This window comes from Kitasatospora sp. MBT63 (assembly GCF_000710465.2).
In the GTDB taxonomy this organism is placed as follows: domain Bacteria; phylum Actinomycetota; class Actinomycetes; order Streptomycetales; family Streptomycetaceae; genus Kitasatospora.
This window is the reverse complement of sequence record NZ_JAIZ01000190.1, coordinates 1-22,366: the sequence shown is the minus strand read 5'-3', so window position 1 is coordinate 22,366 and position 22,366 is coordinate 1. Positions and strand designations below refer to the sequence as shown.

The 22,366-nt window shown below is 73.2% G+C and carries 17 protein-coding genes and 1 pseudogene; 8 read left to right on the top strand and 10 right to left on the bottom strand.

Going from position 1 to position 22,366, the window contains the following annotated elements; all coding sequences use genetic code 11:
- Positions 1–91: 91 nt before the first annotated feature.
- The 4 genes from uvrC to uvrA all read right to left on the bottom strand — a co-directional run bounded on the left by uvrC (position 92) and on the right by uvrA (position 7,166).
- Positions 92–2,203, bottom strand: coding sequence for an excinuclease ABC subunit UvrC (gene uvrC, locus AA75_RS13190; protein WP_051812260.1), 2,112 nt, complete (start codon positions 2,201–2,203; stop codon positions 92–94).
- 89 nt (positions 2,204–2,292) lie between these two features.
- Positions 2,293–3,345, bottom strand: coding sequence for a winged helix-turn-helix domain-containing protein (locus AA75_RS50850; protein ID WP_033820144.1), 1,053 nt, complete (start codon positions 3,343–3,345; stop codon positions 2,293–2,295).
- Between the two features lie 224 nt (positions 3,346–3,569).
- Positions 3,570–4,016, bottom strand: a complete 447-nt coding sequence (locus tag AA75_RS13180) for a Rieske (2Fe-2S) protein (protein ID WP_033820143.1) — start codon at positions 4,014–4,016, stop codon at positions 3,570–3,572.
- A gap of 162 nt (positions 4,017–4,178) precedes the next feature.
- Positions 4,179–7,166, bottom strand: coding sequence for an excinuclease ABC subunit UvrA (uvrA, locus tag AA75_RS13175; protein ID WP_033820142.1), 2,988 nt, complete (start codon positions 7,164–7,166; stop codon positions 4,179–4,181).
- A gap of 313 nt (positions 7,167–7,479) precedes the next feature.
- Here uvrA and AA75_RS13170 point away from each other — a divergent pair, with 313 nt between their 5' ends.
- Positions 7,480–8,244 (top strand): maleylpyruvate isomerase family mycothiol-dependent enzyme, encoded by a 765-nt coding sequence (locus AA75_RS13170; protein WP_051812258.1) that lies wholly within the window; start codon positions 7,480–7,482, stop codon positions 8,242–8,244.
- Positions 8,245–8,325: 81 nt separating this feature from the next.
- Complete coding sequence (locus AA75_RS13165; RefSeq protein ID WP_033820141.1) at positions 8,326–8,979, top strand: MBL fold metallo-hydrolase; 654 nt, start codon at positions 8,326–8,328, stop codon at positions 8,977–8,979.
- A gap of 49 nt (positions 8,980–9,028) precedes the next feature.
- Here the strand turns inward: AA75_RS13165 and AA75_RS13160 are convergent, their stop codons facing one another.
- From AA75_RS13160 to uvrB, 5 genes are all read right to left on the bottom strand, one after another.
- A complete protein-coding gene (locus AA75_RS13160; protein ID WP_033820140.1) occupies positions 9,029–9,379 on the bottom strand; it encodes a hypothetical protein in 351 nt (116 codons plus the stop codon).
- Positions 9,380–9,542: 163 nt separating this feature from the next.
- Positions 9,543–10,523 carry a TerC family protein gene (locus AA75_RS13155; protein ID WP_033820139.1) on the bottom strand — a complete coding sequence of 327 codons (981 nt, stop codon included), beginning with the start codon at positions 10,521–10,523 and terminating at the stop codon, positions 9,543–9,545.
- Between the two features lie 240 nt (positions 10,524–10,763).
- Positions 10,764–12,620 carry a TerD family protein gene (locus AA75_RS13150; protein WP_033820138.1) on the bottom strand — a complete coding sequence of 619 codons (1,857 nt, stop codon included), beginning with the start codon at positions 12,618–12,620 and terminating at the stop codon, positions 10,764–10,766.
- Positions 12,621–12,710: 90 nt separating this feature from the next.
- Complete coding sequence (locus AA75_RS13145; RefSeq protein ID WP_033820137.1) at positions 12,711–13,292, bottom strand: TerD family protein; 582 nt, start codon at positions 13,290–13,292, stop codon at positions 12,711–12,713.
- A 191-nt stretch (positions 13,293–13,483) separates the two neighbouring features.
- Entirely contained in the window at positions 13,484–15,574 is a 2,091-nt protein-coding gene (gene uvrB, locus AA75_RS13140) for an excinuclease ABC subunit UvrB (protein WP_033820136.1), read from the bottom strand.
- Positions 15,575–15,717: 143 nt separating this feature from the next.
- Here uvrB and AA75_RS13135 point away from each other — a divergent pair, with 143 nt between their 5' ends.
- Positions 15,718–16,362, top strand: a complete 645-nt coding sequence (locus AA75_RS13135) for a lysophospholipid acyltransferase family protein (RefSeq protein WP_033820135.1) — start codon at positions 15,718–15,720, stop codon at positions 16,360–16,362.
- A gap of 78 nt (positions 16,363–16,440) precedes the next feature.
- On the opposite strand, the gene zapE is transcribed toward AA75_RS13135, so the two are convergent.
- Positions 16,441–17,511 (bottom strand): cell division protein ZapE, encoded by a 1,071-nt coding sequence (gene zapE / locus AA75_RS13130; RefSeq protein ID WP_033820134.1) that lies wholly within the window; start codon positions 17,509–17,511, stop codon positions 16,441–16,443.
- A 64-nt stretch (positions 17,512–17,575) separates the two neighbouring features.
- Here zapE and AA75_RS13125 point away from each other — a divergent pair, with 64 nt between their 5' ends.
- From AA75_RS13125 to AA75_RS13105, 5 genes and pseudogenes are all read left to right on the top strand, one after another.
- Complete coding sequence (locus AA75_RS13125) at positions 17,576–18,355, top strand: pyrimidine reductase family protein (RefSeq protein WP_051812255.1); 780 nt, start codon at positions 17,576–17,578, stop codon at positions 18,353–18,355.
- Positions 18,356–18,487: 132 nt separating this feature from the next.
- Positions 18,488–18,952, top strand: a complete 465-nt coding sequence (locus tag AA75_RS13120) for an indole-3-glycerol phosphate synthase (protein WP_149038103.1) — start codon at positions 18,488–18,490, stop codon at positions 18,950–18,952.
- Between the two features lie 128 nt (positions 18,953–19,080).
- On the top strand, positions 19,081–20,457 hold the full coding sequence (murC, locus tag AA75_RS13115; RefSeq protein WP_033820179.1) for a UDP-N-acetylmuramate--L-alanine ligase: 1,377 nt from the start codon (positions 19,081–19,083) through the stop codon (positions 20,455–20,457).
- Positions 20,458–20,661: 204 nt separating this feature from the next.
- Entirely contained in the window at positions 20,662–21,069 is a 408-nt protein-coding gene (msrB, locus tag AA75_RS13110) for a peptide-methionine (R)-S-oxide reductase MsrB (protein WP_033820133.1), read from the top strand.
- A 144-nt stretch (positions 21,070–21,213) separates the two neighbouring features.
- Positions 21,214–22,366: pseudogene (locus tag AA75_RS13105) on the top strand (restriction endonuclease); the annotation flags it as partial.

Here is a 22,366-nt window from a genome sequence, read left to right as displayed (position 1 = left end):
CTGTGGAGAACGCGCCCGAGGCCGTCCGGCTTCCCGGGCTCACCCCGTCGGGGCAGGTCCCGGACACGGTGTTGACGGGCGACGTCGGCCGTCATGGCGTCTCCTGGGGTGCGCCGGCCGGTCCCCGGCCCGCGCGGTCAGACTCAACACTGTCGTCAATGATCTCGCCCGTGGCGGTGTTCACCGCGAATGTGGCGGGTGTACGGGAGGACAACGCTGCCGCAACAGTCTCCGCCGTGCGACGGCCGATGCCCGGGACCTCGCACAGTTCGTCCACGGTGGCCGCGCGCAGCCGCTTCAGCGAACCGAAGTGCTTGAGCAGGGCCTGGCGGCGAGTCTCGCCGAGCCCCGGGACGGAGTCCAGCTCCCCCGCCGTGAGCCGCTTGGAGCGCTTCGTGCGCTGGTAGCGGATGGCGAAGCGGTGCGCCTCGTCACGCACCCGCTGCAGCAGGTAGAGGCCCTCGCTGCTGCGCGGCAGCACCACCGGGTCCTCCTCGCCGGGCAGCCAGACCTCCTCCAGGCGCTTGGCCAGGCCGCACAGTGCGACGTCGTCGATGCCCAGCTCGTCCAGCGCCCGCCGCGCGGCGGCGACCTGCGGCCGGCCGCCGTCGACCACCAGCAGCTGCGGCGGGTAGGCGAACCGGCGCGGGCGGCCGTTCTCCCCGAGCGGGCCGGCGGCCGCGTCGGCATCGGCGGCATCGGTGTCGGTGCCGGCGGGGGTGTCCGTGTCGGCGGGGATGTCGGCGTCGGTCCCGAGCGGGCTCTCGTCCTCGTCCTGCTCGGGGACCGCCCACTCGCCGGTCTGCTCGCGCTCCTGGAGGTAGCGGCGGAACCGGCGGGTGATCACCTCGTGCATCGAGCGGACGTCGTCCTGCCCGGCGAAGCCCTTGATCTGGAAGCGCCGGTACTCGCTCTTGCGGGCCAGCCCGTCCTCGAAGACCACCATCGAGGCCACCACGTCCTCGCCCTGCAGGTGCGAGATGTCGAAGCACTCGATCCGCAGCGGGACGGAGTCCAGCTCCAGCGCGTCCGCGATCTCCTGCAGCGCCCGGCTACGGGTGGTGAGGTCGCCCGCGCGCTTGGTCTTGTGCAGCGCGAGCGCCTGCTGGGCGTTGCGGCCGACGGTGGCCATCAGGTCCTTCTTGTCACCGCGCTGCGGCACCCGCAGGTCCACCTGCCCGCCGCGCAGTCCGCACAGCCACTCGCGGACCGGCCCGGCCGGCTCCGGCAGCTCCGGCACCAGCACCTCTCGCGGCACCGGCTCGGTACCGGCGCCGTACAGCTGCTGGAGGGCGTGCTCGACCAGGGCCGCGGTGTCGACGTCCTCGACCTTGTCGGTGACCCAGCCGCGCTGGCCGCGGACCCGGCCGCCGCGGACGTGGAAGATCTGGACGGCCGCCTCCAGCTCGTCCTCGGCCAGTGCCAGCAGGTCGGCGTCGGTGCCGTCGGCGAGGACCACCGCGTTCTTCTCCATCGCGCGCCGCAGCGCCCCGATGTCGTCGCGCAGCCGGGCCGCCCGCTCGTACTCCATCTCCTCGGCCGCCTGCTGCATCTGCTGCTCCAGGCGGCGCAGGAAGCCACCGGTGCGCCCGGCCATGAACTCGCAGAACTCCTCGGCCAGCGCCAGGTGTTCGTCGGCCGAGACCTTGCCGACGCAGGGCGCCGCGCACTTGCCGATGTAGCCCAGCAGGCAGGGGCGGCCGACCTGCTGGGCGCGCTTGAAGACGCCGTTGGAGCAGGTGCGGACGGGGAAGACCCGCAGCAGCAGGTCGACCGTCTCGCGGATCGCCCAGGCGTGGCCGTACGGACCGAAGTAGCGCACGCCCTTCTTGTGCGCCCCGCGCATCACCTGGACCCGCGGGAACTCCTCGTTCAGCGTGACCGCGAGCTCCGGATAGCTCTTGTCGTCGCGGTACTTGACGTTGAAGCGCGGGTCGAACTCCTTGATCCAGGAGTACTCCAGCTGGAGCGCCTCGACCTCGGTGCCGACCACCGTCCACTCCACCGAGGCCGCGGTGGTGACCATGGTCGCGGTGCGCGGGTGGAGATTCGCGATGTCCTGGAAGTAGGAGGACAGCCGCGGCCGCAGGCTCTTCGCCTTGCCGACGTAGATGACCCGCCCGTGCGCGTCGCGGAACTTGTACACCCCCGGTGAGACCGGGATCGCGCCGGGTGCCGGACGGTAGGTGGACGGGTCAGCCATGGCAATCACCCTACCGATTGGCGAGGACACTCCGTGGCCTGATCCACTTCTCGCCGCCGGGGCCCGCCGGTCGACCGGTGCCCGCCCGATCAGTGCGCCGCACTGCCGCGGTGCAACAGTTCCGCGCCCAGCGGGGTCAGGGTGTGCAGCACCGCGCCGCCGCGGCGGCGGGTGGTGATCAGGTTGGCGTTGCGCAGCACCGTGGTGTGCTGCGAGGCGGAGGCGGGCGAGACCGCGAGACGGCGGGCCAGCTCGGTGGTGGAGCAGCCCTGGGCGACGACGCCGAGCGCCGCCGCCCTGGTCCGGCCCAGCAGCGCGGCCAACGGCGGCTCCCCGCCCCGCCCCGGCTCCTCCCACAGCCCGGCCCCGACCAGCGGGTCACGGACGGTCGGCACCAGCAGGGTGGCCGGGACGGTCTCGTCGGCCGGGTCGAACAGCAGCTCCGGGCCGCCCGGCAGGAACACCATCGGGGTGATCACCAGCCCGCGGCCCGCCGGACGGTGGTCGAGCTCCCGCGGGAAGCGGACCTCCAGTACCGGGGCCCGCCACCGCACCATCCCCGGGCACAGGGTCTCCAGCAGCCGCTCGATCCCGTGGTCGACCAGCGTCCGGGCCCAGTCCGCCCGGACCCCGTCGAGGTGGGCGCGCATCCGGTCCCAGTACGGGCCGATCCGGTCCCGGTAGGCGGCGTGCAGGGAGTCGGCGAGCAGCCGGCGGGCGGCGAGGTCGCCGCCGGTCAGACCGGCCAGCCAGGCGCGGTCGGCGTGCGGCATCGTCACGTGCTCCAGTTCGCTGCGCACCAGCGCGTCCGGGGCGCCGAGCAGCGTCTGCAGTCCGACCTCGACGGAGGGATCGGTGCCGGCCAGCGCGGCGAGGTCGAGCCAGGGGCCCGGGCCGGTCAGCGTCCACAGCGGCCGGCTCGCCTCGTCCACCCGGGCGGCCAGCCGCCGGCGCCAGGGGCGGAAGGGCAGGTCGGGGTCCCACCGGTCGGCGCCGCCCGCGCCGGGTCCGTGGCCGCCTCCGTGCGCGCGGTCCGCGCGGTGGGGCTGGTAGAGGCTGTTGAAGGTCTCGGCGAGCGGACCTGCGGTGGCCGTGAACCGGGTGCGGATCAGATCGCCGGTGGTGAAGTGGATCCGTAACACTGCCGCCCTCCCCAGGCGCCCGCGGGCACCGCGCCCGGCGCCGCGGCCATTGTGACCGGGCGCCGGAACACCCGTCCAGCGAGGGCCTTTCGGCCACCGCTGAAAGGCCTGGGCAACATCCGCCGCAGCACCCAGACTTGGGCCTGTCGACGCCGGACGACACCGTCGGTCCCGGTGCCCGCCACGGGGGTGCGGGCACCGGGCACCGGGCGACTCCCCGAACGCTAGCCGCGGGTGACCTGGAGCTTGCCGTCCTGGACGGTGACCGGGTACGCGGGCAGCGGGGTGGGCGCCGGACCGTCGGCGACCGCGCCGTCGGCGATCGCGAACTTGGAGCCATGGCAGGGGCAGAGGATCTGACCGCCCTTCACCTGGTCGACCACGCAGCCCGCGTGGGTGCACTTGGCGCTGAACGCCTTGAACTGGCCGGCCTCCGGCTGGGTCACCACGATCCGCTGGTCGCGGTAGACCTTGCCACCGCCCACCGGGACGTCGGTGGCGGCGCCCAGGTCGACCGGAGCGCCGGCGGAGCCCGCCGAGCCCTGGGAGTCGCCGTCCGAGGAGGAGCAGCCGGAGACCGCGACGGTCGAACCGGCCGCCAGCACGGCGGCGGCGCAGCACAGCAGGGTGCGACGGGAGGGGGCGGCGTGGCTGTCGTTGGCCTCGGACATCGGGCGCTCCGGTCTCTGCGGGGTCGGGGTCGGCGGGCAGTCTATGCCCGGAAAATGAGTGGCCCGCCCCGGCTGGGATCAGCCGGGGCGGGCCACCGGGACGCCGCGTACCGCTTCGTGCCCGCCCTGCCCGCACGGGACCTGGCCGGGCTGCCCGGGCGGCTACTTCTTGGCGGCCGCCGCCCGCTTGCGGGCCGGCTTGGCCGCTGCCGCCTTGGTGGCCGTGGTCCTGCCGGCCGCGCTCTTGGTGCCCGCCGCCTTGGCGGCGGAGGCCCGGCCGGCCGCCTTCGCCGGGGCCGCCTGGACCGGCAGGTCGCCCAGGATGTCGCGGAGGAACTTGCCGGTGTGGCTGTCCGGCACCGCGGCGATCTCCTCGGGGGTGCCCTCGCAGACCACGCTGCCGCCGCCGCTGCCGCCCTCGGGACCCATGTCGACGACCCAGTCCGCGGTCTTGATGACATCGAGGTTGTGCTCGATGACGATCACGGTGTTGCCCTTCTCCACCAGCCCGTCGAGCACCCTGATCAGCTTGCTGATGTCCTCGAAGTGCAGGCCGGTGGTGGGCTCGTCGAGCACGTAGACCGTCCGGCCGGTGGAGCGCTTCTGCAGCTCGGAGGCGAGCTTGACGCGCTGCGCCTCGCCGCCGGAGAGGGTCGGCGCGGACTGCCCGAGGCGGACGTAGCCGAGGCCGACGTCGTGCAGGGTGCGCAGGTGGCGGGCGATGGCCGGGACGGCCTCGAAGAAGGAGACCGCCTCCTCGATCGGCATGTCCAGCACCTCGGCGATGGACTTGCCCTTGTAGTGCACCTCGAGCGTCTCCCGGTTGTACCGGGCGCCGTGGCAGACCTCGCACGGCACGTAGACGTCCGGCAGGAAGTTCATCTCGATCTTGATGGTGCCGTCGCCCGAGCAGTTCTCGCAGCGGCCGCCCTTGACGTTGAAGGAGAACCGGCCCGGCAGGTACCCGCGGACCTTGGCCTCCTGGGTCTCCGCGAACAGCCGCCGGACGTGGTCGAAGACGCCGGTGTATGTGGCCGGGTTGGAGCGCGGGGTGCGGCCGATCGGCGACTGGTCCACGTGCACCACCTTGTCCACCAGGTCGGTGCCGGTGATCCGGGTGTGCCGGCCGGGGACGCTGCGCGCGCCGTTCAGCTCGCGGGCGAGGTGGGTGTAGAGGATGTCGTTGACCAGGGTCGACTTCCCGGAGCCGGAGACCCCGGTGACGGCCGTGAAGGTGCCGAGCGGGAAACCGACGGTGACGTCCTTGAGGTTGTGCTCGCGGGCGCCGTGCACGGTGAGCCGGCGCTGCTTGTCCTGCGGGCGCCGGGCGGCCGGGATCGGGATCGACCGCTTGCCCGCGAGGTACTGGCCGGTCAGCGACTCGGGGTTCTTCAGCAGCTCCTTCAGCGAACCGGAGTGCACCACCTTGCCGCCGTGCTCGCCGGCGCCGGGACCGATGTCGACCACCCAGTCCGCGGTCTTGATGGTGTCCTCGTCGTGCTCGACCACGATCAGCGTGTTGCCGATGTCCCGCAGCCGGACCAGGGTCTCGATCAGGCGGTGGTTGTCCCGCTGGTGCAGACCGATGGACGGCTCGTCCAGCACGTACAGCACGCCGACCAGGCCGGAGCCGATCTGGGTGGCCAGCCGGATCCGCTGGGCCTCGCCGCCGGACAGGGTGCCGGCCGCGCGGTTGAGCGAGAGGTAGTCCAGGCCGACGTCGACCAGGAACCGCAGCCGCTCGTTGACCTCCTTGAGCACCCGCTCGGCGATCTGCTTGTCGCGGGCGGTCAGCCGCATCGCGCCGAGGAACTCCGCGCAGTCGCTGATCGACATCGCGGCGACGTCGGCGATCGACCTGTCCTGCACCGTCACCGCCAGCACCACCGGCTTGAGCCGCGTACCGGAGCAGGCCGGGCACGGCACCTCCCGCATGTACCCCTCGAACCGCTCACGGCTGGAGTCGCTCTCCGACTCGGAGTGGCGGCGGGTGACGAACGGGACCGCGCCCTCGAAGGACGTGGTGTACGAGCGGTCGCGCCCGTAGCGGTTGCGGTAGCGGACCTCGACCTGGGTCTTGTGCCCGTACAGCAGCGCCTTGCGGGCCCGGGCTGGCAGGCCGGCCCACGGGATGTCGGTGCGGAAGCCCAGCTCGCCGGCCAGCGCGTCCACCAGGCGCTGGAAGTACTCCTTGGTGTGGCCCTGCGACCACGGGTGGATGGCGCCCTCGTCGAGGGTCTTCTCCTCGTCGGGGATGACCAGCTCCGGGTCCACCTCCATCCGGTTGCCGAGGCCGGAGCAGTCGGGGCAGGCGCCGAACGGCGAGTTGAAGGAGAAGGAGCGGGGCTCCAGCTCCTCGAAGGAGACGTCGTCGTACGGGCAGTACAGGTGCTCGGAGAACATCCGCTCGCGCTCCGGGTCGTCCTCGGGGAGGTCGACGAAGTCGAGCACCACCATGCCGCCGGAGAGCTTGAGGGCCGTCTCGACCGAGTCGGTCAGCCGCCGCTTGGCGCTCTCCTTGACGGTGAGGCGGTCGATGACCACCTCGATGGTGTGCTTCTCCTGCTTCTTCAGCGTCGGCGGCTCGGTCAGCTGGACCGTGGTGCCGTCCACCCGGGCGCGGGCGTAGCCCTTCGACTGGAGGTCGGCGAAGAGGTCGACGAACTCGCCCTTGCGCTCCCGGACCACCGGGCTGAGCACCTGGAAGCGGGTGCCCTCGGCGAGCTCCAGCACCCGGTCGACGATGGCCTGCGGGGACTGCCGGGCGATCGGGCGCCCGCAGTGCGGACAGTGCGGCTTGCCGATCCGGGCGAACAGCAGCCGGAGGTAGTCGTAGACCTCGGTGATGGTGCCGACCGTGGAGCGCGGGTTGCGGCTGGTGGACTTCTGGTCGATCGAGACGGCCGGCGACAGGCCCTCGATGAAGTCCACGTCGGGCTTGTCCATCTGGCCGAGGAACTGCCGGGCGTACGAGGACAGCGACTCGACGTAGCGGCGCTGGCCCTCGGCGAAGATCGTGTCGAAGGCCAGCGAGGACTTGCCGGACCCGGAGAGGCCCGTGAAGACGATGAGGGAGTCACGCGGCAGGTCGAGCGAGACGTTCTTGAGGTTGTGCTCGCGAGCACCGCGGACGATGAGGCGGTCGGCCACTGCTTCTGGCGCCTTTCTCCGGGGAGAGGTCTCTGGTGTCCCCTCCGGGGAGACCAACGTGCGAGACGGGCTGTTTCTTCCAGGGGGCTGTTACTTCCAGCTTGCCCCAGGCAGCCTACTAGCTCAGGCGTTCGATTATCGACCATGTCCAGCCCGGTCCACCCGAACGAGTGAAGGCGCCGACCGGCCCCGCGGCCGCGACCTGCCCGAAGGCCCTGCTCAGCGCAGGAATCACGGGTAGCGTCACCGTTGTCAACGACGGACCGCCCCTACGGGCAACGCCCCGAACGCGCCAATCGGAGGACAGCCACCCATGACCGAGACGACCGCCGCCCGGACCGCGGCCGACCTGCTGCGCGCCGTCGAGGAGAGCACCGAGCAGTTGCTGCACGGCGTCGCCGAGCTGAAGCCCGAGGCCGTGCACGAGCCCTCCGCACTGCCGGGCTGGACCCGCGGACACGTCCTGGCGCACCTGTCGCGCAACGCGGACTCCCTGGTCAACCTGCTGGAGACGGCCCGCACCGGGGTGGACATCCCGCAGTACGCCTCCGCCGAGGCCCGCGAGCAGGGCATCCGGGACGGCGCCGCCCGGCCGCTCGACGAGCACCTCGCCGACCTGCGCGCCAGCCACCGCCGGTTCATGGAGACCGCCGCCACCCTGCCCGACGCGGCCTGGCAGGTCCAGCTGCGGCACCGGGCCGGCTACCTGTTCCCCGCCCACGAGCTGCCCTGGAAGCGGCTCGCGGAGGTCGAGTACCACCACGTCGACCTGGCCGCCGGACACACCCCCGCGCACTGGCCGGAATTCTTCGCCACCGCCGAGTTCCTGAAGCTGTCCGACGTCTTCCGCACCGCCGAGGGCGTCCCGGCCATGCTGCTGATCGCCGACGACGCCGGGCTGCGCGAGCGGCTCGGCCCGGACCTGGGCGAGCCCGCGCTCACCGTCGAGGGCCCGGTCCGCGCACTCACCGGGTGGCTCTCCGGCCGGGCGGACGGCGACGGCCTCCAGGTCCACCTCGGCGGCGAACAGGCCGCCGACCCGCGCGCGGTGCTGCCCCGGCTGCCCGCGATGGCCTGAACGCGGCATCATGCCAGGGGACAGCGGATTCCTGAGCGACCATCAGGACCAGCAATCATCAGGATCACAAGGAGCGGCGCGATGACGTACCACGGAACGGTCAAGGTCGGCGGCCCGCCGGACGTGCGGGAACTGGCCCACCTGATCATCACCAAGATCGCCGTCGGCCCGTTCGACAACAACGCCTACCTGCTGCGCTGCCGGGCCACCGACACCCAGCTGCTGATCGACGCGGCGGCGGACGCCCCGGCCCTGCTGGAGACGGTGGGTGACCGGCTCGACACCGTGGTGACCACCCACCGCCACCACGACCACTGGGCCGCGCTGGCCGAGGTGGCCGCCGCCACCGGCGCCCGGACAGCCGCGGGCCGGATCGACGCGGAGGGCATCGACGTCCCCACCGATCTGCTCCTGGAGGACGGCGAGCAGCTGCGCTTCGGACAGATCGAGCTGACCGTGCGCCACCTGGTCGGGCACACCCCGGGTGCGATCGTGCTGGTCTACGACGACCCGCAGGGGCACCCGCACGTCTTCACCGGCGACTGCCTGTTCCCGGGCGGGGTGGGCAACACCTGGAAGGACCCGCAGGCCTTCGCCAGCCTGTTCCGCGACGTCAACGAGAAGATCTTCGACGTCCTCCCCGACGAGGCCTGGGTCTACCCCGGCCACGGCAACGACACCACCCTCGGCGCCGAACGCCCGCACCTCGACGAGTGGCGCGAGCGCGGCTGGTGACCCACCCGCCCGGGCCGCCCCGCGGGGCGGCCGGGGTGGCCGGGTCCGGTCAGTCCAGGTCGGTCTCGGCGCGGAGGGCGAGTTCGCGCAGGACGTCCTGGGAGGAGATGTCGGTGCGGCCGCTGTCGTGGACCTCGGCGAGCTCCCAGAAGGCCATCGCGAAGGCCGAGGAGAGCTGGAGGATCCGGCCGCCGAGCGCCTCGCTGAGCAGCGGCCCGATCTCGTCGGCGGTCGCCTCGGCCGGGATGGTGATGGTGGGCATGACGTCGTTCAGCAGCTGGGTCACCACCCCCGGCCCGCCCTCGAGCTCGGGGTCGGTGGGCTCCTCGGGTTCGTGAATCCACGCTCCGGCCTGCGTCAGGATGCCGATGACCCGCTTCAGTACCTCGGTCTGGTCCATGTGCCGAGCATAGGAGTGCGGGCGCCGCACCCAGAACGGGCGGGGGTTCCGGTCGGTCCCGGCCGGACAGCGGCAGGGGCCCGCGGCCGGTCGAACCGGCCGCGGGTCCCGTCCGTGGACGCCGGGCGCCAAGCGTGAGGCGTCGGGCGTCAGGCGTCAGGCGTCAGGCGTTGAGCTTCTCGTGCTCCTCTTCGCGCTCCTGCTGCTTCCTGGAGGCGATCAGGCTGGTCACGGTGGTCACCGCGAGCACCACCACGATGAAGCCGAGCGAGAGCGGGATGCCGATCTCCGGGACGTGCACGCCGCTCTCGTGCAGCGCGTTCAGCACCAGCTTCACCCCGATGAAGCCGAGGATCACCGACAGGCCGTAGCTGAGGTGGACCAGCTTCTTCAGCAGGCCGCCGATCAGGAAGTACAGCTGGCGCAGGCCCATCAGCGCGAAGGCGTTGGCGGTGAAGACGATGTACGGGTCCTGGGTCAGACCGAAGATCGCGGGGATGGAGTCCAGCGCGAACAGCACGTCGGTGGTGCCGATGGCCAGCATCACGATCAGCATCGGGGTCATCAGCCGGCGGCCGTTCTCCCGGATGAAGAGCTTGGTGCCGTGGTACCTGTCGGTCGACGGGAAGCGCTGCTCGATGGACTTCAGCAGGCGGTTCTCCTCGAACTCCTCGTCCTCCTCGCCCGCCCGGGCGTCCTTGATCAGCTTCCAGGCGGTCCAGACCAGGAACGCGCCGAAGATGTAGAACACCCAGGAGAAGGTGGTCACCAGGGCCGCGCCGCCGGCGATGAAGACCGCCCGCAGGATCAGCGCGATGATCACGCCGACCATCAGCACGCGCTGCTGGTAGATCCGCGGCACCGCGAACTTGCCCATGATCAGGATGAAGACGAAGAGGTTGTCGACGCTCAGCGACTTCTCGGTGATGTACCCCGCGAAGAACTCGCCGGACGGCTGCGAGCCGCCGTACCACCACAGGAAGCCGCCGAAGGCGACGGCGAGGGCGACCCACACCGCCGTCCAGATCCCGGCTTCCTTGATCGACACCTCGTGCGGCTTGCGGCCGCCGATGAAGAAATCGGCCACGATCAGGGCCACCAGGACCCCGATCGTGCCGGCCCACATCGCTACGGAAACGTCCACTGCTGCTCCTCCGGCAGGTCGGCGGGACACACGTCGTCTGCCGGAGGTCTCCTCCGCCCGCCGCGCCCGACGAGAGGGGCGCGCGGACCAGTGGCCCGGGCTGCCGGACGGCCGGCTGCCGTGATGACGGACGCACTGCGACGGGAGTACTCCCCTCCGCTTCGGTCCACCGTACCAAAAAACACCAAGAGAAGGTAAAGGGATCTACCCGGAAGGTAAAAGACCGGGGTGGGGGCCGGGTCAGCGGGCCGCCCGGCCGGCCATCGCGATCCGCTCCAGCAGCGCGGGCAGCACGAGGCCGCCGGGCTCCGGGACCACCGGGGTGTACGTCCACAGGTGCTCGACCCAGGGGTCAGCCAGGTATTCCTGGGGCACCGGGGCCATCCGGGTCAGCCCGCGCCAGAACGGGTCGAGCACCGGACCGTACGCCCGCGCCTCGGCCCGGTCCGCCACCACCAGCAGGTGCACCCCGGCCTCGGGGCCCTCCTCGGCCAGGTAGCGGAGCTTGGCGATGGTGCCGTCGTCGAAGCCGTACGGGAAGTCGTGCACCAGCAGCAGCCGGGCGGCCGGGTCGACGTGCGGCGGCAGCGCCTCGGGCGCCCCCGCGCGGCGGGCCATCTGCATCAGGTCGACCCGCTCGACCAGGGCCGTCAGCAGGGCGGCGACACCGGCTGCGTCGGTGGCCGGCGGGGTGGTGAGCAGCCCGGCCCGGGCGAACGGCGCGAGCGAGGTACTGCCGCCGCCGGGGTCGACGACGTGCAGCAGCAGGCCGCCCGGCGGGTGGCAGGCCAGCAGCCGGGCGGCGGTGGCGGCGGCCACGGCGCAGGCCGCGGCCTTGCGCTCGGCCGCGTCGGCGGACGCGCCGCCGGCGGACTCCGGGGCGGACCCGTGGTCCACCCAGAGCCCGCGCCCCAGCGGGAACCGCAGCAGCATCGGGACCCGCAGCCCCGGGTTCTCGGGCAGGTTCAGCTCGCCGATCCGCACGCCGTGCGGCGGCTCGGCGGCGGGCGTCCAGCCGGCCCAGACGGCGCTGTCCCAGGAGGCCATCGGGGCCGGCAGGGCCTCTTCGACCACGCGCAGCTCCGCCAGCAGCTGGGCGCTGTCGCGGTCCAGCACCTCGCGGGCGCGCGACTCCAGGTCGTCCCGGCGGGCGCGGGCCTGCATCCGGCCGAGCTCGGCCTCGGCGCCGAAGCGGCTGCGCGGGTCGGCGAGCAGGTTCTCGATCTCCTGGTCCTGGCGGCGGTCGGCGTACTCGACGGCGGAGCGGTACGCGGCGGCCGACCGGGCCGCGTCCTCGAAGATGCCCCAGACCTGGTTGTAGAGCCGCTCGTCCATGGTCCAGCCGGGGGCGTCACCGGCGACCGGCGCCTCGGGACCGGTCGGCGGGGTCGTCGCGGACGGTGCGGCGGCAGGCTGCGGGGTGGCAGGCGGCGGCGTCGACGGCGGCGGGGTGGCGCCGGGGGCGGGGCGTCTCGGGTGGGCGATGTTCAGCGGGCCGCTCCAACCGCCGGCCGGTACCGGAGCCGGGGCGGGCGTCGCGGCCGGGGCCGGGGCCCCGGCGGGGACGGCGGGGGCCGGGGTGAGGGCGGCGGCGAGGTCGGCGGGCCGGTCCACCCCGTGGTCGCGCAGCAGCGCCTCGGCGCCCTCGGCGTACCCCTGGCCGACCGCGCGGACCTTCCAGGTCCCGCCGCGGCGGTACAGCTCGACGGCGATCACGGCGGTCTCGTGGCCGAGCCCGGTGAGCGGGAAGACGGCGAAGTCCGTACCGTCCGGGCCGGCCAGCGCCGCACGGGGGGCCGCGGCGGCGGTGAACGCGGCACCCGCGGGCAGCACCAGCGCCACCGAGAGCCGCTCCACACCGGGCGGGAGCGCGGCCAGGTCGACCCGGACCTCGTGCCGCTCCGCCGGGCCGCCGGGCACGGTCACCCCGGGCAGTACCGGCGCGCCCGGGTGGGCGACGTGCCCGGTCCCGGGGACCCGGCCGTCGGCGTCGCCGAGCAGCACCACGGCCGCCGGATGCCCGGCGGCCGTGAGGCGGATGGTCACTGCGGTGTGCGGCAGCGGGAGGTTCTGCCCCCGCACCAGCTCGGCGGCCATGGTGCTGTTCCTCTCCCGCTGCGTTGCTCTCCCGCTACGACGCCGGCTCCGGGCGCGGCCGGGGCCGGGGCCGGGGCCGGACCGGGCCGGTCAGAGGAAGGGGGCGATGTCCGGGAGCATGTCCTGGAAGGTCCGGGCCTTGGCGGGCGCGCCGATCGCGGTCATCTGCCAGCCGCCGGAGGCGTCCCGGACCACCTTGGCCATGATCTGGCCGGTGTGCGCGCCGCCGCCGGCGAGCTCGTAGCGGGCCAGCTCGGTGCCGTTGGTCTCGTCGACCAGGCGGCAGTGGGCGTTCTCGACCTCCTGGAAGGTCTGGCCGGTGTAGGAGCTCACCGTGAAGACGATCTGGGTGATGTGCACCGGCACCCGGGCCAGGTCGACCAGGATCGACTCGTCGTCACCGCCGGCGCCGACACCGCCGACCACGTTGTCGCCGGTGTGCCGCACCGAGCCGTCGTTGCTCACCAGGTGCTGGAAGAAGACCACGTCCGAGGGCGTCTTCTCGGCGTACAGCAGCGCCGAGGCGTCGAGGTCGACCTCCTTGGTGCGGCGGCCGAACAGGCCGCGGCGGGCGGCGGCCTTCCAGCCGAGGCCCATGCGCACGACGGTCAGCGACTCACCGGTGGACTTCTGGAGGCTGACGCTCTGGCCCTTTGCCAGGTTCACCGACACGGTGCTGTCCTCTCTCGGATGGCCTCGGTGCCGACACCGGTCGAGGCCCGTACGGGCGGGTCGCAGAGCTTCCCGCGGCCAACCCTATGGCCTGACCGGGGGTCGCCAGGTCAGGACCGGTGGTTTGTGGCGCTCCTGAGACAAACCGTGGGACGGACCGCGGGCCCCGGGAGCGCCGTCCGGGCGGCGGGTCAGGCCATCCCGGCCTCGCGCATCTGCCGCAGCTCCTTCTTGAGTTCCCGGATCTCGTCCCGCAGCCGGGCCGCCACCTCGAACTGCAGCTCGGCCGCGGCGGTGTGCATCCGGTCGGTCATGTCCTGGATCAGTTCGGCGAGTTCGGCGGCGGGCAGGCTCTTGGGCGGCTTGCTGCCGGCCCCGAGGGAGGGCACCGGGGCCTTGCCCTTGCCCTGCTGCCGGTAGCCGGTGGCGAGCAGTTCCTCGGTGTCCACGTCCTCCCGGGACATGGTGGCGAGGATGTCGCCGATCTTCTTGCGCAGCGGCTGCGGGTCGATGCCGTTGGCCTCGTTGTACGCCTGCTGGACCGCGCGGCGGCGGTTGGTCTCGGAGATCGCCAGCTCCATCGCCGGCGTGATCTTGTCGGCGTACATGTGGACCTGGCCGGAGACGTTGCGGGCGGCGCGGCCGATGGTCTGGATCAGCGAGGTACCCGACCGCAGGAAGCCCTCCTTGTCCGCGTCCAGGATCGCGACCAGCGAGACCTCGGGCAGGTCGAGGCCCTCGCGGAGCAGGTTGATGCCGACCAGCACGTCGTACTCGCCGGCCCGCAGCTCGCGCAGCAGCTCGACCCGGCGCAGGGTGTCGATGTCGCTGTGCAGGTAGCGGACCCGGATGTCGAGGCCGAGCAGGTAGTCGGTGAGGTCCTCGGACATCTTCTTGGTGAGGGTGGTGACCAGCACCCGCTCGTCCCGCTCGACCCGCTTGCGGATCTCGTGCACCAGGTCGTCGATCTGGCCCTCGGTGGGCTTGACGATCACCTCGGGGTCGATCAGGCCGGTCGGGCGGATGATCTGGTCGACCACGCCGTCGCCGCGGGAGAGTTCGTACTTGCCGGGGGTGGCCGAGAGGTAGACGGTCTGGTCGATCCGCTCCAGGAACTCCTCCCACTTCAGCGGGCGGTTGTCCATCGCGGACGGCAGCCGGAAGCCGTGCTCGACCAGGGTGCGCTTGCGGGAGGCGTCGCCCTCGTACATCGCGCCGATCTGCGGGACGGTGACGTGCGACTCGTCGATCACCAGGAGGAAGTCCTCCGGGAAGTAGTCGAGCAGGGTGTTGGGCGGGGAGCCGGGCTCGCGGCCGTCGAAGTGCATCGAGTAGTTCTCGACGCCCGAGCAGGTGCCGATCTGGCGGAGCATCTCCAGGTCGTACGTGGTCCGCATGCGCAGCCGCTGGGCCTCCAGCAGCTTGCCCTGCTTCTCCATCCTGGCGAGGGTGGTCCCCAGCTCCTGCTCGATGTCGTTGACCGCGCGCTCCATCCGCTCCGGGCCGGCCACGTAGTGGGAGGCGGGGAAGACGTAGACCGAGTCGTCCTGGCTGATGATCTCGCCGGTGAGCGGGTGCAGGGTGTAGAGGGCCTCGATCTCGTCGCCGAACATCTCGATCCGGACGGCGAGTTCCTCGTAGACCGGGAAGATCTCGATGGTGTCGCCGCGGACCCGGAAGGTGCCGCGGGTGAAGGCCAGGTCGTTGCGGGTGTACTGGATGTCGACGAAGCGGCGCAGCAGGGCGTCCCGGTCGACCTCCTCGCCGACCTTGAGCTGCACCATCCGGTCCACGTACTCCTGCGGGGTGCCGAGGCCGTAGATGCAGGAGACCGAGGCGACCACCACCACGTCGCGGCGGGTGAGCAGCGAGTTGGTGGCGGAGTGGCGCAGCCGCTCGACCTCCTCGTTGATCGAGGAGTCCTTCTCGATGTAGGTGTCCGTCTGCGGGACGTACGCCTCGGGCTGGTAGTAGTCGTAGTACGAGACGAAGTACTCGACCGCGTTGTTCGGCAGCAGCTCGCGGAACTCGTTGGCCAGCTGGGCGGCCAGGGTCTTGTTCGGCGCCATCACCAGGGTGGGCCGCTGGAGCTTCTCGATCATCCAGGCGGTGGTGGCCGACTTGCCGGTGCCGGTGGCGCCGAGCAGGACGACGTCCTTCTCGCCCGCCCGGATCCGGCGCTCCAGCTCGGCGATGGCCGCCGGCTGGTCTCCGTTCGGCTGGTAGGGGCTGACGACCTCGAAGGGCGCCACGGACCGCTCGATACTCGTGATGGGACGCACGACACCACCGTACGGCCAGGCACCGACAGTCCGGGCGGGATGCGGCCGTGCGGGGGCCCGGGATGAGTACGGGGGCTCAGGCCGGCGGTCGCGGACGGGCGGGACACTGGGGTGCCCGTTCAGCGCCGACCCGAGGACCGCAGATGCTCAGCACCGTCGCCCGTACCGTCGTCCCGGCCCTCGGCCGGCTGCGGGTCAGCACCGAGGACGGCGCCGGGATCGCGCCGGGCAGCGTCCTGGCGGCCAACCACTCGTCGCTGGCCGACCCCGGCGTGGTGCTGGCCGCACTGGACCGGCTGGGGGTGCGGCCGGTGGTGCTGGCCACCGCCGGGCTGTGGCGGATCCCGGTGCTGCGCGGCGCGCTGGTGCGCGGCGGGCACGTCCCGGTGCACCGGGGCAGCGAGCGGGCCGCCGAGGCGCTGGAGGCGGCCGCCGAGGCGCTCGCGGCGGGCCGGGTGGTGGTGATCTACCCGGAGGGCCGGCTGCCCCGGCGGGTGGACGCGGCGGACAGCGCGCCCGGGCCGTTCCGGACCGGTCTGGCCCGGCTGGTGGCGGCGACCGGCGCGCCGGTGGTCCCGCTCGGCCAGGCCGGCTCCCGGCGGATCAGCTCCGGGTCGACCGCCAAGCAGCTGGCGGGTCTGGCGACCGCGCCGCTGCGCCGGCCGGTGCTGCACGTGCACGTCGGTGCGCCGGTGCGGCTGACCGGCGATGTCACGGCGGCGACGGCGCAGGCACACGCGGCGGTGACGGCCGCCTGGCGGACGGCCTCGCGGGCGGCCGCCCGGTAGGGCCGCGTCAGGCAGCTCCGCCCGGCGACGGGGCGAAGGCTGCCCGACGCGGCACCGGGGCCGCCGGCGGGGCCGGGGTCAGGACTTGGCGCTGTCGCGGGCCAGGGCGACCAGACGGGAGATCGCCCGCAGGTACTTCTTGCGGTAGCCGCCGCGCAGCAGCTCCTCGGGGAAGACCCGGTCGAACGGGATGCCGGAGGCGGTGATCGGCAGCTCCCGGTCGTACATCCGGTCGGCGAGGACGACCAGCCGCAGCGCGGTGGACTGGTCGTCGACCTGGCGCACGCCGCGCAGGAAGACCGACCGGACGTCGTCCAGCAGCGCGCCGTAGCGGCTCGGGTGCACCTCCTTGAGGTGCTCCAGCAGGGAGTCGAAGTCGTCCAGCACCGCGCCGGGCGCCCGGCCGGCGCGCTCGGCGACCTCGGCGTCGGAGTACGGCGGCGGCGCCTCGGGCAGGCCGCGGTGGCGGTAGTCCTGGCCGTCGATCCGCAGCGGGCGGAAGTGCGCGGACAGGCCCTGGATCTCGCGCAGGAAGTCGGTGGCGGCGAACCGGCCCTCGCCGAGCTTCTCCGGGAGGGTGTTGGAGGTGGCGGCGAGCTTGACGCCGTTCTCGACCAGCCGGCTCAGCAGGGTGGAGACCAGCACGGTGTCGCCCGGGTCGTCGAGCTCGAACTCGTCGATGCACAGCAGGCGGTGTCCGGACAGCGTCTCGACGGCGCCCTTGAAGGTGAGCGCGCCGACCAGGTTGGTGAGCTCGACGAAGGTGCCGAACGCCTTGGGGCCGGGGGTGGCGTGCCAGAGCGAGGCCAGCAGGTGGGTCTTGCCGACGCCGTAGCCGCCGTCCAGGTAGATCCCGGACGGGCCGGCGGGGGCCGGGGCCGAGCGCCGGAACCAGCTGCGCTTCGGGGCGCCGGCGGCCGCGCCGTTGAGCCCGGCGGCGAACTGCTCCAGTACCTGCACGGCCTCGTACTGGCTCGGCTGGGTGGGGTCGGGGAGGTAGCTGCCGAAGCTGACCCCGGTGAAGCGCGGCGGCGGGACCATCTCGGCGACCAGGCGCTCGGCGGAGACGACGGGGCGGCGGTCGGCGAGCGCGGCCGGGCGGGTCACGGGTATCGCCTCGGCGGTCTCGGGGTGAGGGGCAGCAGACACGTGGAAAGGGTACGCCTTGGCGCGCGCCCCGCCGACGGCACGAGGGGGTGGGAGACTCTGGCCCATGCAGCAGCTGATCAATCCCCTGTCCGGGCCGGTGGACGACCTGTGGTCGCTCGAGTCGCTGGCCGAGGTGTACGCGTACCCGGAGCAGGTCGGCCGCGGCCTGCCGTGGCTGCGCGCCAACATGGTCAGCGGCCTGGACGGCGCGGCCCGGCTCGACGGTCTCTCGGAGGGGCTGTCCGGCGACGCCGACAAGCGGATCTTCGGTGTTCTGCGGGCGCTGGCGGACGTGGTGCTGGTGGGGGCCCAGACGGTCCGGGCGGAGGGGTACCGGCCGGCCCGGGCGCGGGCGGAGTTCGCGGCGGCCCGTGCGGCGGCCGGGCAGCCGCCGGCGCCGGTGATCGCGATCGTCTCGCGCGGGCTGGACCTCGACCTGACGGCGCCGCTGTTCACCGCGCCGCTGGTCAGGACGGTCGTGGTGACCTGCGAGAGCGCGCCCGCCGAGGCCCGCCGGGCGGTGGCCGCGGCGGCCGACCTGGTGGTGGCGGGCGAGGACGCGGTGGACCTGCCGACGGCGCTCGCGGAGCTGGCCGGCCGGGGCTGGCAGCGGCAGCTGACCGAGGGCGGTCCCCGGCTGCTGGGTCAGCTGGCGGCGGCCGGTCTGCTGGACGAACTCTGCCTGTCGCTGGCGCCGGTGCTCAGCGGCGGGGAGTCGCCGCGGATCCTGCACGGTCCGGCGCTGCCGTCCGCCGCGCGGATGCGGCTGGTGTCGTTGATCGAGCAGAACGGGTTCCTGTTCACCCGCTACCTGCGCGCCGCCGACACCGCGGCCGAGGCCTGATCGGTCCCGGGAACCGGGCGATCCCGCCCCACCGTGGCCCATGTGGCGCGTGAGCAGCGTGAGGAAAGCTTCCTCCGGGCAGTATGAGAAGGGACGCCGGACCCGGGGGCCTGCAACCGCGAAGGGACTCACGTGTTCAAGACCGTATTGATGATCGAAAAAGCACTCTCCGACGCCGATGTGGAGCTGGTCACCACCCTCCACGGCGAGGAGAAGGTCTCCTTCGTCGTCCTGATGCAGCCGCGCGGACGGCAGGACGAACTGCTGCGCGCGCTCGACGACGTGGCCCTCGGCCATCTCGACAAGGCGGTACACGAACACGACGGGGAGGCGGCCGACAGCCCCACTCTTGCGAGCGAATCCCTGGCGCACAGCCTGCGCCACCTGCAGCGTGCGGGGGCCGAGGCCAGCGGCGAGGTGGTCCAGGACAGCCCGCTGGACCGGCTGCGCGAGGTGGTCGAGCAGCACCGGGCCGACGAGGTGCTGGTGCTCACCTCCCCGCACTTCGTGGAGGAGTTCTTCCACCGGGACTGGGCCTCCCAGGCCCGGCACAAGGTGGGTGTCCCGGTCCTGAAACTGTTCGCCCGGGACTCCTAGGCCCCACCGTCCGGTAGTGCAGAATCGTCCTTGCGGATCCTCCGCGAGGACGATTCGCCGTCCTGCCGCCACGGCCGCCCCGCCGCACCCGAGTACGGAGCACTCTCTTGAACGACGCCGCCCACGACCTGCACGCCCCGCACTTCATCGGTATCGGCGGCGCCGGCATGTCCGGCCTGGCGAAGATCCTCGCGGTGCGCGGCGCCAAGGTGTCCGGCAGCGATGCCAAGGAGTCCGAGACGGTCCTGGCGCTGCGCGAGCTCGGCGCCGAGGTGCACATCGGCCACGCCGCCGAGAACCTGCCCGCCGGCACCAGCAGCGTGGTGGTCTCCAGCGCGATCCGCACCGACAACCCGGAGCTGGCCGCCGCCCGCGAGCGCGGCATCCCGGTGGTGCACCGCTCCGACGCGCTGGCCGCGCTGATGGGCGGGCGCCGGGCGCTGGCGGTGGCCGGCACCCACGGCAAGACCACCACCACCAGCATGCTCGCGGTCAGCCTGGGCGAGCTGGGCCTGGACCCGTCCTACGCGATCGGCGGCGACCTGGACGCCCCCGGTTCCAACGCCCACCACGGCACCGGCGAGATCTTCGTCGCCGAGGCGGACGAGAGCGACCGCAGCTTCCACAAGTACGCGCCCGAGGTCGCGATCGTGCTCAACGTGGAGCTGGACCACCACGCGAACTACGCGTCGATGGAGGAGATCTACGAGTCCTTCGAGACCTTCGTCGGCCGGATCGTGCCCGGCGGCACCCTGGTGGTCTCCGCCGACCACGAGGGCGCCCGGGAGCTGACCGCCCGGGTGGCCGGCCGGCCCGGCCTGAACGTCGTCACCGTCGGCGCCGCCGAGGACGCCGACGTGCGGGTGCGCTCGGTGGTCGCCCGCGGCATGACCAGCGAGGTCACCGTCGAGCTGGACGGCGCCGAGAGGGTCTTCACGGTGTCGGTGCCCGGCCGGCACTACGCGCACAACGCGGTCTCCGCGCTGGCCGCCGGCGTCGCCCTCGGGGTCCCGGCCGCCGACCTGGCCAAGGCCATCGGCAGCTACACCGGCGTCCGCCGCCGTCTGCAGCTCAAGGGCGAGGTGGCCGGCGTCCAGGTGATCGACTCCTACGCCCACCACCCCACCGAGATGACCGCCGACCTGGAGGCCATCCGGGAGGCCGCCACCGGCCGGGTCCTGGTGGTCTTCCAGCCGCACCTGTTCAGCCGCACCCAGCAGCTGGCCGAGGAGATGGGGCAGGCGCTGGCGCTGGCCGACGCCTCGGTGGTGCTGGACATCTACCCGGCCCGCGAGGACCCGATCCCCGGTGTCACCAGCGAGCTGATCATCGACGCGGCCCGCCGGGCCGGTGCCGACGTCACCGCCGAGCACTTCTTCGCGGCCGCCCCCGCCCTGCTGGCGGGCCTGGCCCGGCCGGGCGACCTGCTGCTCACCATGGGTGCCGGTGACGTCACCAACCTGGGCCCCGAAATTCTGGCGCGCCTCGCGGACGTTGCAAGCTAACGCGTGTCTTACGGATCGGGCCCGGGCGGCCCGCGGCGTACCGGACGGGCGCCCGCCGGGCGCAGGATGGGGGTGCTCCCGGCCGGCGGCCGGGGGCGCCGTCCACGCACCGGCAGCGGTGCGTCGCCGGCCCGGCCCGATCCGCGGGAGGCGCGCCGGGTCTGCGAGCGACAGGCCTGACACCAGCGAGCCGGGGAGCCAGCCGTGAGCTACGAGATCGAGAAGACCGACGCCGAGTGGCGCGACCAGCTGACCCCGGAGGAGTACCACGTGCTCCGCGAGGCCGGCACCGAGCGCCCGCACGTCGGCGAGTACACCGACACCAAGACCGTCGGGGTGTACGCCTGCCGGGCCTGCGGCAGCGAACTGTTCAGCAGCGAGACCAAGTTCGACAGCCACTGCGGCTGGCCCTCGTACTACGCGCCGCTCGCCGGGGACCGGGTCGAGTACATCGAGGACACCACGCTCGGCATGCGCCGGGTGGAGGTCCGCTGCGCCCGCTGCGGCGGCCACCTCGGGCACGTCTTCGAGGGCGAGGGCTACGGCACGCCGACCGACCAGCGGTACTGCATCAACAGCATCTCGCTCACCCTGCGGCCCGCCGAGGGCTGAGCGGGGACCGGGTCCGGGCGGCGCGGTGCCGGCGGGCGGCGGGCGCGCCCGGAAGCCGCTGAGTAACCGTCCGATCACCGCCACCGCCGGGCCGCCCGCGCCGTGCCAGACTGATCATCGGTCAGGACGGCGGGGAGGCGCGCGGTGGCACAGCGGTACGGCACGGGGGTACTCGGGATGCTGGCGCAGGCCCAGCGCGAACAGCACCGCCAGGCGGAGGCCCAGCGCCGCTCCGCCGCCGCGGCGCAGGCCCGGTACGAACGTGACCAGCGGTCCGCCCAGCGTGCCGCCGCACAGGGGCAGCGCGAGGCGCTGCGCGCGTACCGGCAGGCCAGGGAGGACGACGCGGCCCGGCGGACCGCCGAACTCGACGCCCGGATGGCGCAGTTGCGGGGCATCCTGGCGCAGGGGCTGACCGGTCCGGCGTTCGGCCTGGCGCAGCTGGGACAGGCCGTCGAGCCGGCCCCGTTCGACCCCGGGCAGCTGGGCGTGCCGGTCACGCTGCCGGACCAGTCCTGGTACCACGTGGTCCCGCCGACCGGTCAGCAGCTGCTCGACCCCGGCATCCGCCGGGAGTACGAGGACCGGCTCGCGCACGCCCGGGCCCGCTTCGAGCACGACTGGTACGCGGCGCAGGCCGCCGAGCAGCAACGGCTGCGCCAACTCGAGGAGTACCGGGCGCAGTACGACGCCTGGGCCGCCGGGCAGCGCCGGTCGGCGGCCGCGCAGGGCGAACCGGCCAGGCGGCTGGCCGCCCGGCTCTCGGCGGGCGAACCCGCCGCGGTGGCGGAGTACTTCGAGACCGCGCTGGCCTGGCGCGGCGACTGGCCCGACGGCGTGCCGCAGGAGAGTTCGGCCGTCTGGGAGCCGGACCGGCGGCTGCTCGCGGTCGACGTCCTGCTGCCCGGGTACGAGGTCGTCCCGGCGCTGGCCCGCTACCGCTACGTCAAGGCGGACGACCGCGAGGCCGAGGTGAACCGGCCGGCCACCGAACGCAAGGAGGTCTACCGCGAGGTACTGGCCCAGTGCGCGCTGCGGGTGCTGACCGAACTCTTCCGCGCCGACGCCGACGGGCTCCTCGACTCGGTGGCGCTCAACGGCTACGTGGCGGCGCCCGATCCGGCCACCGGCCGCCCGGACCGGCGGTACCTGCTGTCGGTCACGGTGACCCGGACCGGTCTGCTGTCCCTCGCGCTGGACCGGGTCGAACCGGTGAGCTGCCTGGTCGACGGGCTCGGCGGGGCGCTCTCGGCCCGCCCGGAGAAGCTCCAGCCGGTCCCACCCGCCCGACCCGCCG